Origin of the sequence: Gelidibacter sediminis, from assembly GCF_004364975.1 — a bacterium.
GTDB lineage: Bacteria > Bacteroidota > Bacteroidia > Flavobacteriales > Flavobacteriaceae > Gelidibacter > Gelidibacter sediminis.
Genome location: NZ_SOBW01000007.1, coordinates 1,422,333 through 1,436,413, shown reverse-complemented (window position 1 = coordinate 1,436,413; position 14,081 = coordinate 1,422,333). Strand labels below are relative to the sequence as shown.

General features: G+C 38.6%; 12 protein-coding genes and 2 tRNA genes. 7 read left to right on the top strand and 7 right to left on the bottom strand.

The window, feature by feature from the left end:
* Positions 1–2 precede the first annotated feature (2 nt).
* The 4 genes from BXY82_RS06150 to lspA all read left to right on the top strand — a co-directional run bounded on the left by BXY82_RS06150 (position 3) and on the right by lspA (position 4,462).
* Entirely contained in the window at positions 3–1,277 is a 1,275-nt protein-coding gene (locus BXY82_RS06150) for a chloride channel protein (protein ID WP_133757275.1), read from the top strand.
* 120 nt (positions 1,278–1,397) lie between these two features.
* The gene (locus BXY82_RS06145; RefSeq protein WP_133757274.1) at positions 1,398–2,954 is read left to right on the top strand and encodes an NAD(P)/FAD-dependent oxidoreductase; all 1,557 of its coding nucleotides are present in this window, start codon (positions 1,398–1,400) and stop codon (positions 2,952–2,954) included.
* A gap of 110 nt (positions 2,955–3,064) precedes the next feature.
* Positions 3,065–3,958: an ACP S-malonyltransferase gene (gene fabD, locus BXY82_RS06140; RefSeq protein ID WP_133757273.1), complete on the top strand. Its 894-nt coding sequence runs from the start codon at positions 3,065–3,067 to the stop codon at positions 3,956–3,958.
* A 3-nt stretch (positions 3,959–3,961) separates the two neighbouring features.
* Positions 3,962–4,462: a signal peptidase II gene (lspA, locus tag BXY82_RS06135; protein WP_133757272.1), complete on the top strand. Its 501-nt coding sequence runs from the start codon at positions 3,962–3,964 to the stop codon at positions 4,460–4,462.
* Between the two features lie 47 nt (positions 4,463–4,509).
* On the opposite strand, the gene BXY82_RS15580 is transcribed toward lspA, so the two are convergent.
* From BXY82_RS15580 to BXY82_RS06115, 4 genes are all read right to left on the bottom strand, one after another.
* Positions 4,510–4,701 carry a hypothetical protein gene (locus tag BXY82_RS15580; RefSeq protein ID WP_133757271.1) on the bottom strand — a complete coding sequence of 64 codons (192 nt, stop codon included), beginning with the start codon at positions 4,699–4,701 and terminating at the stop codon, positions 4,510–4,512.
* Positions 4,702–4,979: 278 nt separating this feature from the next.
* Positions 4,980–6,257, bottom strand: coding sequence for a metal-dependent hydrolase family protein (locus tag BXY82_RS06125; protein WP_133757270.1), 1,278 nt, complete (start codon positions 6,255–6,257; stop codon positions 4,980–4,982).
* 14 nt (positions 6,258–6,271) lie between these two features.
* Positions 6,272–7,294 (bottom strand): UDP-glucose 4-epimerase GalE, encoded by a 1,023-nt coding sequence (galE, locus tag BXY82_RS06120; protein ID WP_133757269.1) that lies wholly within the window; start codon positions 7,292–7,294, stop codon positions 6,272–6,274.
* The gene (locus BXY82_RS06115; protein ID WP_133757268.1) at positions 7,294–8,433 is read right to left on the bottom strand and encodes a DegT/DnrJ/EryC1/StrS family aminotransferase; all 1,140 of its coding nucleotides are present in this window, start codon (positions 8,431–8,433) and stop codon (positions 7,294–7,296) included. Before BXY82_RS06115 ends, galE begins: the two co-directional genes overlap by 1 nt.
* 213 nt (positions 8,434–8,646) lie before the next feature.
* On the opposite strand from BXY82_RS06115, the gene BXY82_RS06110 reads away from it, so the two are divergent.
* Together BXY82_RS06110 and BXY82_RS06105 are read left to right on the top strand one after the other, a co-directional pair.
* Positions 8,647–9,882, top strand: a complete 1,236-nt coding sequence (locus tag BXY82_RS06110) for a 3-deoxy-D-manno-octulosonic acid transferase (RefSeq protein WP_133757267.1) — start codon at positions 8,647–8,649, stop codon at positions 9,880–9,882.
* Positions 9,883–9,986: 104 nt separating this feature from the next.
* Positions 9,987–10,271, top strand: a complete 285-nt coding sequence (locus BXY82_RS06105) for a hypothetical protein (protein ID WP_133757266.1) — start codon at positions 9,987–9,989, stop codon at positions 10,269–10,271.
* 109 nt (positions 10,272–10,380) lie between these two features.
* On the opposite strand, the gene BXY82_RS06100 is transcribed toward BXY82_RS06105, so the two are convergent.
* The 3 genes from BXY82_RS06100 to mutS form a co-directional block, all read right to left on the bottom strand.
* Positions 10,381–10,464 (bottom strand) — tRNA-Leu (locus tag BXY82_RS06100).
* Positions 10,465–10,539: 75 nt separating this feature from the next.
* A tRNA-Gly gene (locus BXY82_RS06095) sits at positions 10,540–10,612 on the bottom strand.
* Positions 10,613–10,724: 112 nt separating this feature from the next.
* Complete coding sequence (mutS, locus tag BXY82_RS06090; protein WP_133757265.1) at positions 10,725–13,337, bottom strand: DNA mismatch repair protein MutS; 2,613 nt, start codon at positions 13,335–13,337, stop codon at positions 10,725–10,727.
* A 162-nt stretch (positions 13,338–13,499) separates the two neighbouring features.
* Here mutS and BXY82_RS06085 point away from each other — a divergent pair, with 162 nt between their 5' ends.
* Positions 13,500–14,036 carry an RNA methyltransferase gene (locus BXY82_RS06085; protein ID WP_133757264.1) on the top strand — a complete coding sequence of 179 codons (537 nt, stop codon included), beginning with the start codon at positions 13,500–13,502 and terminating at the stop codon, positions 14,034–14,036.
* The last annotated feature ends 45 nt before the right edge of the window (positions 14,037–14,081 follow it).

The following is a 14,081-nucleotide window of genomic DNA, read 5'->3' as shown; positions in this document are numbered from 1 at the left end:
ACGTGAAGCTTAAGAGAAGACGAAAGTTAGTCACTTACCTTAACATCTTAGATCAACCCATACGTTTCAATCCCTTTGTTTTTAGCAGGAAATTTATTCTTTGGGCAGTATTAGGATTATTTGGTGGCATTATTGCTAGTGTCTATTGGATTGTTCTAGAATTCTTAACCCATCAACTGGCGTTTTTTGAAGGTTGGCTCGTCATCCCTACCATGGCTACCTGTGGGTTATTGGCCGGATTGATCATTCATTTTATTGGCGATCCTGGTGAAATCCATCTGATTGTCAATAACATTCGGTTTAATAAAGGCAAACTCGACCCTAAAAACAACCCATCCATGGTGATGTCCTCCCTATTATGTATCGCTTCAGGAGGAAGTCTTGGTCCTGAAGCACCTTTGGTGCAAGTCACAGGATCTACGGGTACATGGCTAGGCAAACTGTTCCGACTTAAAGGCGAGGCACTACGGTCTATGAGTATAGCCGGTATGGCCTCAGGATTTACAGCACTCTTTGGAGCGCCGCTGGGCGGAAGTTTATTTTCCTTAGAAATTTTACATCATAAACACGCTGTAGAATATTACAAAGCCATCATTCCTGCCTTTGTAGCCAGTTCGTTTAGTTATATCATCTTTGCGATCATTGTACATCTGGGCATTGGACCTATTTGGGATCTACCTTCCTACGAAATGCAAGACAAATTTGACTTTGGTTATGCGGTGTTCTTCGCCATTGCTGCAACTGGTGTGGGCTGGTTATTTATTTTTTGCACCAAGTTCTTTAAATCGGCTTTTGGAAAATTACAAGTCCCTATTTATATTAAAACTACCCTTGGTGGAATTATACTTGGGATTATCGTATTCTATCTTCCCATTACGCGCTATTTCGGACACCATGAAATCAGTCAATTGCTAGTAAGCGATTTTTCATTGCAGATTTTAGTTGCCATTTTAGTCTTTAAGATTATTGCCATCGCCATTACCGTAACGTCCGGATGGCGTGGTGGATTCATCATCCCATTATTTTTTTGTGGTGCTACTTTAGGGCTAATCCTTCATCACTTTCTACCTTCCATCAGTCTATCATTAACAATTGTCAGTTGTATGGCAGCTATAAATGCTTGTGTAACAAGAACACCTATGAGCACCACCATTTTATTGGCTACATTAACCGGGTTTACCTATTTTATCCCTATCCTATTCGCCAGTTTAACAGGCTATTTTTTAGCACCGAGAATTCCATTTATTGCTTCACAAATGGAGCATAGCGAAAACTAATTATTAATAGGAGTAGTTTATAAAAGTAAGTCAATATATCAAGTGATTGTGCGCCTAGATTTACGGAACTTAATATTTAGCAATAGATCTTCCTAATCCTATTTTAAGTAATTTTGCATCATGATAAAAGACATCCAGCTTCGTGTAACACTCCATGAGGAAAAGCAGACTGATATTTTAACCCGTAAATCTGCGGACTTTCTCGGTATACCAACGGATAATATCTCCGGAATTAAGGTCTTACGGAAATCCATTGATGCACGGAAAAAATTAATTGTTTTCAATTATAAAGTATCGGTGTATATCAATGAACCGATGCCGGAAACCTCTGCATATCACTTTGACTACAAAGATGTTTCAAACGCCAAACCTATTCACATTATCGGTTTTGGGCCTGCAGGAATGTATGCCGCATTGCGCTGCATTGAATTGGGTTTTAAACCGATTGTTTTGGAACGTGGAAAAAATGTTCAGGATAGACGCCGCGATTTGAAAGCCATTAATCAAGATCATTTTGTGAATGAAGATTCCAATTATTGCTTTGGAGAAGGTGGTGCGGGGACCTACAGTGATGGAAAATTATATACCAGAAGTTTAAAACGTGGTGATGTACGTCGTGTGTTTGAAAACCTCGTATATCACGGTGCCACAGATCAAATCTTAGTAGACGCCCATCCGCATATTGGGACCAATAAACTTCCAAAAGTTGTTCAAAATGTACGCGAAACAATTCTAAATAACGGCGGAGAAATACATTTTGACACCCGAGTTACAGACTTTATCATTAAAGATCAAGAAATCAAAATGCTAGCCCTTCAAAATGGTCAAACCCTAGATGTGGAACGGGTTATTCTAGCCACTGGGCATTCAGCACGTGATATTTACTATTTACTCCACGATAAAAAGATTGCCCTTGAAGCCAAATCTTTTGCCATGGGCGTGCGGGTTGAACATCCGCAGCATATTATAGATTCCATCCAATACAGTTGCAGTACTGAACGTGACCCATTATTGCCCGCTGCCGCCTATAGTTTAGTGGAACAAGTAAATGAACGCGGTGTGTATTCTTTCTGTATGTGTCCCGGTGGTTTTATAGTGCCTGCAGCAACGGCAAATGGAGAAGTGGTCGTCAACGGTATGTCACCCTCCAAACGTAATAATCAATTTGCCAATTCAGGGATCGTGGTGGAAATTAATGCCGACAAAGATTTATATAAATACGAACATTTTGGGGTATTGAAAGCCCTAAAATATCAAGAAGATTTAGAACGTTTAGCCTTTACCGCCGGCGGTAGGAGTCAAGTAGCGCCAGCACAACGTTTAACGGACTTTGTTGAAGGCAAACTTTCAGCAGACCTCAACCCGACTTCCTATCAACCCGGATTGAAATCGGCACCTTTACATTCCTTACTTCCGAAACTGATTGGCGGGCGCCTGCGCACCGGATTTAAAGCCTTTGGCGAAAAAATGAAAGGGTTTTATACCGAAGAGGCCAATATCATAGGCGTGGAATCACGAACCTCATCACCAGTGAATATTCCTAGAAATGAACGTCTAGTACATCCACAAATTTCAAACTTATTCCCTTGCGGTGAAGGCGGGGGCTATGCAGGCGGCATCGTATCAGCCGCAATGGATGGCGAACGCTGTGCTGAAGCTGCTATTATAGGTTTGTAGGGTCAGTTCGTAAGCGAAACATTCTTATTTCTAATGCTATGTCATAAAAATGTGACCGCGCAGACAGCTTAAAAAAATATTCCTATTTTTGCAACCTAAATTGAATCACAATGAATGCATATATATTTCCTGGTCAAGGCGCCCAATTTTCAGGCATGGGATTGGACCTTTACGAAAAGTCAACTATAGCCCAAAAACTATTTGAAGAAGCTAATGACATCTTAGGTTTTTCTATTACTGACATCATGTTTCAAGGATCTACTGAAGATCTTAAAGAAACCAAAGTAACGCAACCAGCCGTTTTTTTACATTCAGTCATTTTAGCTAAAACCTTAGGCGACAATTTTAAACCAGATATGGTAGCCGGTCATTCCTTAGGCGAATTTTCAGCATTGGTAGCCAATGGTGCGTTATCCTTTGAAGATGGCTTAAAACTCGTTTCCAAACGTGCTATAGCAATGCAAAAGGCATGCGAATTGCAACCAAGTACCATGGCTGCAGTTTTAGGGTTGGACGACGCTATTGTTGAGCAAGTTTGTAATACTACAGAAGGTGTGGTTGTGGCCGCAAATTACAACTGTCCTGGCCAATTAGTAATTTCTGGAGAAGTAGATGCTATTAATCGTGCCTGTGAAGCTATGAAGGCAGCCGGCGCCAAACGCGCTTTAGTATTACCTGTTGGTGGGGCCTTCCATTCACCCTTAATGGAACCTGCTCGTGAAGAATTAGCAGCGGCTATTGAAAACACACCATTTAACACTCCAAAATGTCCCATCTATCAAAATGTAACTGCCAATGCGGTTAAGAATGAAAATGACATCAAACAGAATTTAATCTTACAATTAACGGCACCAGTACGATGGACGCAATCTGTGCAACAAATGATTGCAGATGGCGCAACCCTATTTACTGAAGTAGGTCCTGGAAATGTGCTTCAAGGATTGGTTAAGAAAATCAACAGAGAGGCGCAAACAGCGGCCGCAACTTTTACCCCTAACCTTTAATACATGAAACTCTCAAGAACCCTTAGCATCATCCTATTGATTGTTGCAAATATTGCTGTAGATCAAATTTCCAAATTTATAGTTAGGGCCAAAATAGCCCAATATGAAGTTATAGAGCTCATCGGTGAATCCTTCATCTTAACAAAAGTTGAAAACGAAGGTGCATTTTTAGGCATGGGAAGCGATTTAAGTCCAACCCTAAAGTGGATTCTATTATTGATCTTACCTGTGATTGTTTTGGGAGGTGTATTGTATTATATCATGACCAATAAAACTTTGGATCGTTTAAGCCTGATTGCGTTCTGCTGTATTATAGGCGGTGGAATTGCCAATGTTTTTGATAGATTTATGTATGGCTCAGTTACTGATTTTTTCCATATTGATTTAGGTGGTATTTTTAGAACCGGTATTTTTAATCTGGCAGACATGTCTGTAAGCTTTGGAATGATTTTATTGATTGTGGCTAGCTTTCAACAGAAAAAACTCGAAAAAGCTAATGCATAAAAAAAGCCTCATTTCTGATGAGGCTTTTTTTATATGTCATTTTGTATTTAATGCGCAAGGTTGCACTCTTCGCAATCTTTAACTTCACCGTAATACGTTTCTCTATATTTATGTAATGTTTTGTAAGGGATGCTTAGAAATTGCTTCCTAATGTATGTTACGTTCGTGATTAAAGATCCCATTTTTGGTGTAAATCTTCCTTCAGGTTTCGTTTCTCTTTTAATACTAATCAGTTTCATAAGTCCTTTTCTGTTTTTTTGTTAATGTGTATTGAATTTGCCATTCAAATCCGGTTACATCCATAACTAGATTTTAATTATTTGGCGCTTATTAGACAGTGTCAATATGGCTTCATTACATACAAAGAAACGGATTTAACAGCGAAAAACCAAGTTTGTAACGCTAAAACCATGTTAATCAGTATCTTAATTATGAGACCCGTAATTATACAAGCGTTTAGTTAACAGATACGCAAGTGAATGGGAGTATTTTTAGAGGATGTGAAACGAGAAAATCTCTATTTTTTGTAAATTTTACCATTTTTCATTACAAATACCACTTCTGTCATCGTCTCGATATTTACTGTAGGATCATCATTTGTGGCGACAATATCAGCCAAATACCCAGCTCTTAATTGTCCTAATTGATCTTCCATTTTTAACAGCATGGCATTGGTTACTGTTGCACTCTGAATAGCTTTTATAGCAGGCATTCCAGCGTCCACCATATATCCAAACTCTTTTCCATTATCGCCATGGGCAAAAACAGCAGCATCTGTTCCAAAGGCAATACCAACCCCACTCTTATAGGCTCTACTAAACATATCTTGAATTTTCGGGCCAATATCTAAGGCTTTACCAACAATAACTTCTGGGTAATAATTTGGGATTTTAGCTTTATCAGACACTGATTTTCCTGCCGTTATTGTAGGCACCAAATAGACGTTATGCTTTTTCATAAGCGCCATGGTTTCTGCACTCATCATGGTACCGTGCTCAATAGTTTTGACTCCTCCAAGAATGGCTCGTTGCATGCCCTCATCGCCATGTGCATGTGCAGCCACTTCCATACCATAATCCTTTGCGGTTTCGCAAATGGCTTTAATTTCCTCTACAGTAAACTGCGGATTCAAGCCACTTTTTGCAACACTCAAAACCCCTCCTGTAGCGGTTATTTTTATCCAATCGGCGCCATTTTTATAGCGTTGACGTACCGCTTTCTTAGCATCCTCAACCCCGTTAACGACACCTTCTTCCGGACCAGGACTTTCAAGAAGACCTTTTTTGGCACCATTGGTAGGATCAGCATGTCCGCCTGTAGTTGCCAATGATTTTTCAGCAGTAAAAATGCGCGGTCCATCAACTTTACCAGCATTGACCGCATTTCTTAAAGCGACATTCACCCCTGAACCGCCTAAATCTCTAACGGTAGTAAATCCAGACATCAAGGTTACTTTCGCAAAATGTTGTGCGTTAAAGGCGATATCAGCGTCATTAAGTGTATACTTTTCTAAATATGCCCTCGGATTTGTTTCACCTTCAATATGAACATGAAAATCAATCAACCCTGGCATCACCGTTTTAGACTTCAAGTTGACCACAATATCTTCAGAAGATTTTGGGGCAGTATAGCCATCTTCAACGGCCAAAATTTGGTTATCAGAGACGATAATTGTCTTATTGGTTAAAATCTTCCCTTCTTTGGTGTCAATAAGTTTACCGCAATGTAAATAGGTGTTTTGCCCAAAGGCCACAGCTGTCAGTAACAGACAACAAAGAAGGATAGATGTTTTCATAATAGATGTGTGTTTTAGATATTTCTAAGGTGCTTCTCCCATTTCCAAGCAGATAAGAGTGCTTCATCCAAATTCCGTTCTGCTTTCCAGCCTAAGTCGGTGTTCGCCTTAGCAGTATCTGCAAAAGCCTGAATGACATCACCTTCGCGTCTTGGCGCAAATTTGTAATTTAATTTCTGACCTGAAACTTTTTCGAATGATTGTATCACTTCCAACACGGTGCTTCCGGTACCAGTACCAACATTAAAAGTTTCATAATTGTCAGCGTTATTACCACTCACTAAGCGTTCTAAAGCCACCACATGCGCTTTGGCCAGATCGACTACATGAATATAATCTCTGACGCAAGTGCCATCAGAAGTTGGATAATCATTACCAAATACTGACAATTCTTGACGTAAGCCAGCGGCGGTTTGCGTGATAAAGGGCACCAAATTTTGAGGCACTCCAATTGGCAACTCACCAATCTTTGTGCTGCTATGTGCACCTATTGGGTTAAAATATCGCAAAGCAATAGCATTAAGTGTGGTATTACTTCTACAGGTATCCTTAATAATTTCTTCGCCTATTTGCTTGGTATTTCCGTATGGAGATTCTGCTGCTTTAATTGGGGCAGATTCTGTTATTGGCATTTCATCCGCCTGCCCATATACGGTGCACGACGAACTGAAGATAAAATTTTGGGTTGGTAATTGTAATATGGATTTCAACACATATACCAAAGTATTGATATTGTTTTCATAGTATAATAATGGTTTTTCAACGCTTTCTCCAACGGCCTTACTTGCGGCAAAGTGAATGACACCATCAATATCCTGATGTTGTTCAAAAAATGATTCAACCTTTGCTTTTTCCTTTAAATCTAATTTCTCAAAAATTGGTGCTTTTCCTGTAATTGCTGTAATCCCCGCTAATACGTCAATAGAAGAATTGGAGAGGTCATCCAAAATTACCACTTCATACCCTTTTTCTTGCAGTTCTACCACAGTATGTGATCCAATAAAGCCTAAACCACCAGTAACTAAAACCTTTTTCATTATGAATTCTTATTTATAAAATTAATAACTGTGGACGTAATATATTCAATTTGTTCCATGTTCAACTCCGTATGCATGGGCAATGAAATCACTTCTTTGACCAATTGATTGGTTACGGTAAAATCCTCTTCCTTATATCTTGAATCTTTATAAGCCTTTTGAAGGTGTAGCGGAATTGGGTAATATACTCCACAAGGAATTCCGTTTTCATTTAAATGTTTTACCAAAGCATCTCTATTGACATCTTTCACTTTTAAGGTATATTGATGAAACACATGATTATCTACGCTACCTTCTCTAAAAGGCGTTACAATATGTTCATGACCTTTAAAAGCTTGGTCATATGCATTGGCTGCATTAATACGTGCCGCATTGTAGCTGTCTAAATGTTTTAATTTTGAATTAAGAACAGCGGCTTGGATTGAATCCAGACGAGAATTTACTCCCACAACATCATGATGGTATCGCTCATACATGCCATGGTTAACAATGCCTCTCAGTTTATGAGCTAACGCATCATCATTTGTAAAGATTGCGCCACCATCACCATAACATCCTAAATTTTTTGAAGGAAAAAATGATGTAGAGGCTACGTGGCCTATGGTGCCTACTTTCGCCTTCTTACCATCACTATAGGTATAGGTGGCACCAATAGCTTGGGCATTATCTTCTATTACATATAAATTATGTGCTTTTGCAATGTCCATGATCGCTTCCATATTAGCACATTGGCCAAATAAATGGACAGGGACAATTGCTTTTGTTTTAGGCGTGATTGCCTTTTTTATGGCCTCGACATCTATATTAAAAGTATTAGGGTCTACATCAACCAATACTGGGGTCAACTGTAATAAGGCAATCACCTCAACAGTTGCTGCGAATGTAAAATCAGCGGTAATGACCTCATCGCCTGGCTTTAAATCTAAGCCCATCATTGCAATTTGTAACGCGTCAGTTCCATTAGCACATGGAATGACATGCTTCACATTGAGATAAGTTTCTAAATTTTTCTGAAATTCATGTACTTGTGGACCATTAATATAGGCTGTTGTTTCAAGCACCTGCGAAATAGACGCATCAACAACGTCTTTGATTTTCTGATATTGACCCTTAAGATCAACCATTTGTATGTTTTTCATCTAAGTATTTGTAGGAATGAATAATTGAAACCCAAAGGCTTTATAAACGAACAAAATTACAAAATTGCACCGCTTATACCAATCATTCGTATAGGTTTAATTTTAATGCATGCTCTACATCCATCCGCATTACGAGCTAAAGATATCGAAATTGGGCAACAATTTTTAATCAAAATAATAGAAAGAAATGTATTTTAGCGCAAATCATTCTTCTTGAAATTACTCTACAACATAGCGCTCTATGGTGCTGAATTTTTATTGAAAATTCTCGCACTTTTTAACGATAAAATTAAATTAGGGGTTCAGGGGCGGCGAGAAACTTTTAAAATACTAGAAAACCAACTCACTCCCAACGATAAGACTCTGTGGTTTCATTGCGCCTCTTTAGGTGAATATGAGCAAGGTTTGCCAATTTTCAAACACTTGAGAGTGGACTACCCTCATCATAAAATTGTACTCACCTTTTTTTCGCCTTCAGGTTACGAAATCCGGAAAAACACTCCGGTAGCTGACATCGTAGTTTATCTTCCTATGGATACTAACAGCAATGCAAAGCGCTTTGTAGCAATGCTAAAACCAGAACTGACCATTTTCGTGAAATATGACGTGTGGCCCAATTATATGCACGCCCTAAAACAATACAACCTAAGAGCTATTTTAATTTCGGCTGTATTTAGACAAGAGCAACCCTATTTTAAGTTTTATGGAGGATTGATGCGTGACGCCCTGCGTACTTTTGAATATATATTTGTACAGAACAACAACTCGAAAGTTGTGTTGGAGACACTACAGCTTCATAATGTAAGTGTGGCCGGAGACACGCGCTATGATCGTGTAACTGACCAATTACGACAAGATAACCACCTCCCCTTTGTTCAATACTTTAAAAATGAAAGCTTATGTGTCGTGGTTGGAAGCTCTTGGCCGGAAGACGAAGCCCTTTTTATCGATTTTATAAATTCAGACAGATCACAAAATGTTAAATTTATTGTAGCTCCGCACAACATTAAAAATGCGCAGATTACTAGCTTTAAAAAGCAGCTTCAGAAAAAAACCGTTTTGTTTTCTGAAAAGGAAGGCAAGATTCTTTCTGAGTTTGATGTGCTTATTGTAGACTCTATAGGCATTTTAAGTAAAATATACAGTTATGCTGACATTGCTTATGTGGGTGGGGCAATGGGCCATACGGGTTTGCATAACATTTTGGAGCCTGCCGTTTTTGGAGCACCCATAATAATTGGTCAAAATTATCACAAGTTTCCCGAAGCTTTCGACATGATAGCCTATGGTGGCGTACTATCGATAGCTAACCGTTTTGAATTGGATCTCACACTCAGTGAATTGATTCAAAACAAAGAGAGACGTGAACATTTAGGTTCTTTAAACGCTAACTATATTAAAAAACACCAGGGTGCTGTCAACCAAATTATGAATTATATTCGTAAATAAGGCACGAAAGATTTGGTGGGTCTTAAAAAAATGTTAAATGATTAGTTGGAGACCTCACGAAGTTTTATAAATTTGTAAATCACATTAACACTAAAACATTCAATATGAAAAAATTATTATTAAGTACTGTCTTGGTTGTAGCCCTTGGATTATCTTTTACCTCTTGTAGAGAAACTGAAAACAAGGCTGACGACATGGGAGATGCTATTGAAAATACTGCTGACGACACTGCAGACGCGTTAGAAGACGCTGCTGATGATGTTGCTGATGCAACTGAAGGCACCTTAGAAAAAGCTGGCAAAGCTATTGATAATGCTTCCAATGAAGTTAAAGAAGCAGGCAAAGCTATTGATAGTGCAGCCAAAGAAGTTGTTGGAGACGACAATTAATTCAACACTTAATTATACATATAAAAAGACCCTACTTGAGTTGGGTCTTTTTTTTGCCCACAATTAAAAAACAAAAAACCCTGACAATCATATGATTATCAGGGTTTCGTACTCAAGGCGGGACTTGAACCCGCACGTCCTAATGGACACAGGATTTTAAGTCCGGCGTGTCTACCAATTCCACCACTTGAGCAGCTATATAAGTATTCATTGTTTAAACAATGTTCCGCAGCAGCGAAATCCATACTTTAGTTTTCTTTTGGAATTGAGCGAAAAACGGGATTCGAACCCGCGACCTCCACCTTGGCAAGGTGGCGCTCTACCAGCTGAGCTATTTTCGCGTTATTTTCAATAATCTAAGAACTTTGCAACCGACGTCTATCGGTTTGCGAGGGCAAATTTAATATATTTCTTAGAAATGCAAAGCCTTTTAACTAAAAAAAGAAAAAAAATTTATGCGCGTTTCTTTTTCAATAACATCCGTTTAATATCATTCAACTTCATGAGCGCCTCCACAGGAGTAAGCACATCAATATCAATATTGACAATCTCTTGTTTAATTTGCTCTAAAAGTGGATCATCCAAGTTAAAAAAGCTGAGTTGCATGTCATTTTCAAGGTTCCTAACCTTGTCTGTAAGTTCTTCACTACTATGCGATTTTTCCAATTGTTTTAATATCTTATTGGCGCGATGGATGACTTGTTGTGGCATACCCGCCATTTTTGCTACATGAATCCCAAAACTATGCTCACTACCGCCTTCAACCAATTTTCTTAAGAACAGCACATTATTTTTCAGCTCCTTTACAGACACATTAAAATTTTTGATGCGAGCAAAAGTTTCAGTCATCTCATTCAATTCGTGATAATGCGTAGCAAACAATGTTTTCGCTTTGCTTGGGTGTTCGTGTAAATACTCGCTAATGGCCCATGCTATGGAAATACCGTCATAGGTACTGGTGCCACGACCAATTTCATCTAACAAAACCAAACTTCGATCTGATATATTATTCAAAATGGATGCCGTTTCATTCATCTCAACCATAAAGGTTGATTCACCCATCGAAATATTATCACTCGCTCCTACCCTTGTAAAAATCTTATCCGTAAGTCCTATGGTTGCTGACTCCGCAGGAACAAAACTTCCCATTTGTGCCAACAATACAATTAGTGCGGTTTGACGCAAAATTGCCGACTTACCAGACATATTAGGACCGGTAATCATAATGATTTGCTGCTGTTCTCTATCCAAATACACATCATTGGCAATATAAGCCTCGCCATGTGGCAATTGCTTTTCAATAACCGGGTGTCTGCCGTTTTTAATATCTAACACATAGCTTTCATTAATTTCAGGACGTGTATATTGGTTTTCAAAAGCTAACTGTGCAAACCCGCATAAACAATCGAGCTGTGCAATTAAAGCTGAATTTTTTTGTACAGGCTTTATAAATTGTCCAATCCATAATACTAATTCTGAAAACAATTGTTGCTCTATGGCCAATATACGTTCTTCAGCCCCTAATATTTTTGTTTCGTATTCTTTTAATTCTTCAGTGATGTAACGCTCAGCACTTACCAAGGTTTGTTTTCTTATCCAATGATCAGGCACTTTATCTTTATGCGTGTGGCGCACTTCTATATAATAGCCAAACACGTTATTAGAGGCGATTTTGAGCGATGTAATGCCAGTGTTTTTACTCTCACGCTCCAACATGGCATCTAAATAATCTTTCCCGGATGTTGACAGAGCTCTTAGCTCTTTCAGTTCGGTAGAAAAATCTGAAGCAATCGTATTCCCTTTTAAAATATTTACTGGCGCATCTTCATTTAAGGTTGCTTTAATGCGCTGACGTAACTCTTCACAAAGCTCCAAGCTATCTCCAATATGTTGTAGGGCCTTATTATTGGTGTTTTGGGTAAGGGTTTTTATTGGTACAATAGCTTCTAAAGCATTTTTTAATTGCACCACTTCCCGTGGACAAATTTTGACCGTAGCTACTTTAGAAATAAGTCGTTCAATATCGCCAATGTGTTTGATATGACTTTGAATTTTTTTCAACACCATGGCATCATCATAAAGGTATTGAACAACTTCATGGCGCTGGAAAATTTTATCTATGCTAATTAGAGGCAATGCCAACCAACGTTTTAACAACCGTCCTCCCATTGGCGAAATGGTACGATCAATAACATCAATTAAGGTTACGGCATTCTGATTGTACGAATGGTACAGCTCCAAGTTTTTAATGGTGAAGCGATCCATCCAGACATGGTCATTTTGGGTCACACGCTGTATGGTGGTTATATGTTGCAATTTGTGATGTTGCGTTTCACTTAAATAATGCAAAACGGATCCTCCCGCTACGATGCCCTCAAACAGATCATCAATACCAAATCCTTTTAGAGATTTGGTTTGAAAATGTTTGAGCAAAGTTTCATTGGCATAATCATCTTGAAACACCCAATCTTCCATGTAGAATGTATGGAATTCGACCCCAAACACACTTTTAAATTCATTGCGCTTAGGTTTTGACATTAACACTTCGCTAGGTCTGAAATTTTGGAGCAGCTTATCGATATATTCAGAATTGCCTTGAGAGACTAAAAATTCGCCTGTAGAAACATCTAAAAACGCAACCCCAATCTGGTTTTTACCAAAACAAACGGCGGCCAAAAAATTGTTGGATTTAGAGTGCAGAATATCATCATTTAACGCCACACCAGGTGTGACCAATTCTGTCACACCACGTTTTACGATGGTTTTGGTTTGCTTCGGATCTTCCAACTGGTCGCAAATGGCAACACGGCAACCTGCCTTTACCAATTTAGGCAAGTAGTTATTTAAAGAATGGTGCGGAAATCCGGCGAGTTCAATTTCATTTTCACTTCCTGCGCCTCGCTTTGTTAGAATAATATCTAATATTTTAGAGGTTTTTACCGCATCTTCTCCAAAGGTTTCATAAAAATCGCCCACTCTAAAAAGCAATAAAGCGTCAGGATACTTTGCTTTAATTGCATTGTATTGTTTCATTAACGGGGTTTCCTTTTTTATGTTCTTAGCCAATGGATTTCTGTTTTAAATGGTATTTTTGCCCTAAATATCAGGACCGCTAAGGTACTTATAATTTGAGGCTTTGTAAAATGCAACCCCAAATAGTTATTTACATTTAATAAAAAAAAGACTTAGCAAAAGGAGCCTAATCCTTCTGTGGCAAACACAAGTAATATGCGAAAACTAAAAAATAGCGAATTAGACCGTTTAAGTGTGGACGAATTCAAATCTACTGAAAAGACGCCACTTATTATTGTGTTGGACAATATCCGAAGTTTAAACAATATTGGTTCGGTATTTAGAACAAGTGATGCTTTTTTGGTTGAAAAAATTTATTTGTGTGGCATTACTGCAACACCACCCCACAAGGATATACATAAAACGGCTTTGGGGAGTACTGATACGGTGGATTGGGAATATGCTGAACACACCCTTGATGTTCTTAAAAAACTAAAATCTGACGGTACTATAGTGGCGTCCATTGAGCAGGCAGAACATGCAATCATGCTCAACGAATTTATGCCTGAGGCCAATCAAAAATACGCTTTGGTCTTTGGAAATGAGGTTAAAGGTGCTTCTCAACAAGTTGTAAGCGCTAGTGACCTTATTATAGAAATACCGCAATTTGGAACTAAGCACTCTTTAAATATTTCTGTAAGTTGTGGTGTGGTGGTTTGGGATGTTTTTGCAAAAATGAGTGCAGAACAATAAGCAATAAGGTTCAAGAAAGCTATGTAGGCACTTGAGCTTGTGATT

Excerpts from the sequence above, each read along its gene's own strand:
- BXY82_RS06145 (WP_133757274.1), top strand. The coding sequence starts at position 1,398 with ATGATAAAAGACATCCAGCTTCGTGTAACACTCCATGAGGAAAAGCAG.
- fabD (WP_133757273.1), top strand. The coding sequence starts at position 3,065 with ATGAATGCATATATATTTCCTGGTCAAGGCGCCCAATTTTCAGGCATG.
- lspA (WP_133757272.1), top strand. The coding sequence starts at position 3,962 with ATGAAACTCTCAAGAACCCTTAGCATCATCCTATTGATTGTTGCAAAT.
- BXY82_RS15580 (WP_133757271.1), bottom strand. The coding sequence starts at position 4,701 with ATGAAACTGATTAGTATTAAAAGAGAAACGAAACCTGAAGGAAGATTT.
- BXY82_RS06125 (WP_133757270.1), bottom strand. The coding sequence starts at position 6,257 with ATGAAAACATCTATCCTTCTTTGTTGTCTGTTACTGACAGCTGTGGCC.
- galE (WP_133757269.1), bottom strand. The coding sequence starts at position 7,294 with ATGAAAAAGGTTTTAGTTACTGGTGGTTTAGGCTTTATTGGATCACAT.
- BXY82_RS06115 (WP_133757268.1), bottom strand. The coding sequence starts at position 8,433 with ATGAAAAACATACAAATGGTTGATCTTAAGGGTCAATATCAGAAAATC.
- BXY82_RS06105 (WP_133757266.1), top strand. The coding sequence starts at position 9,987 with ATGAAAAAATTATTATTAAGTACTGTCTTGGTTGTAGCCCTTGGATTA.
- BXY82_RS06085 (WP_133757264.1), top strand. The coding sequence starts at position 13,500 with ATGCGAAAACTAAAAAATAGCGAATTAGACCGTTTAAGTGTGGACGAA.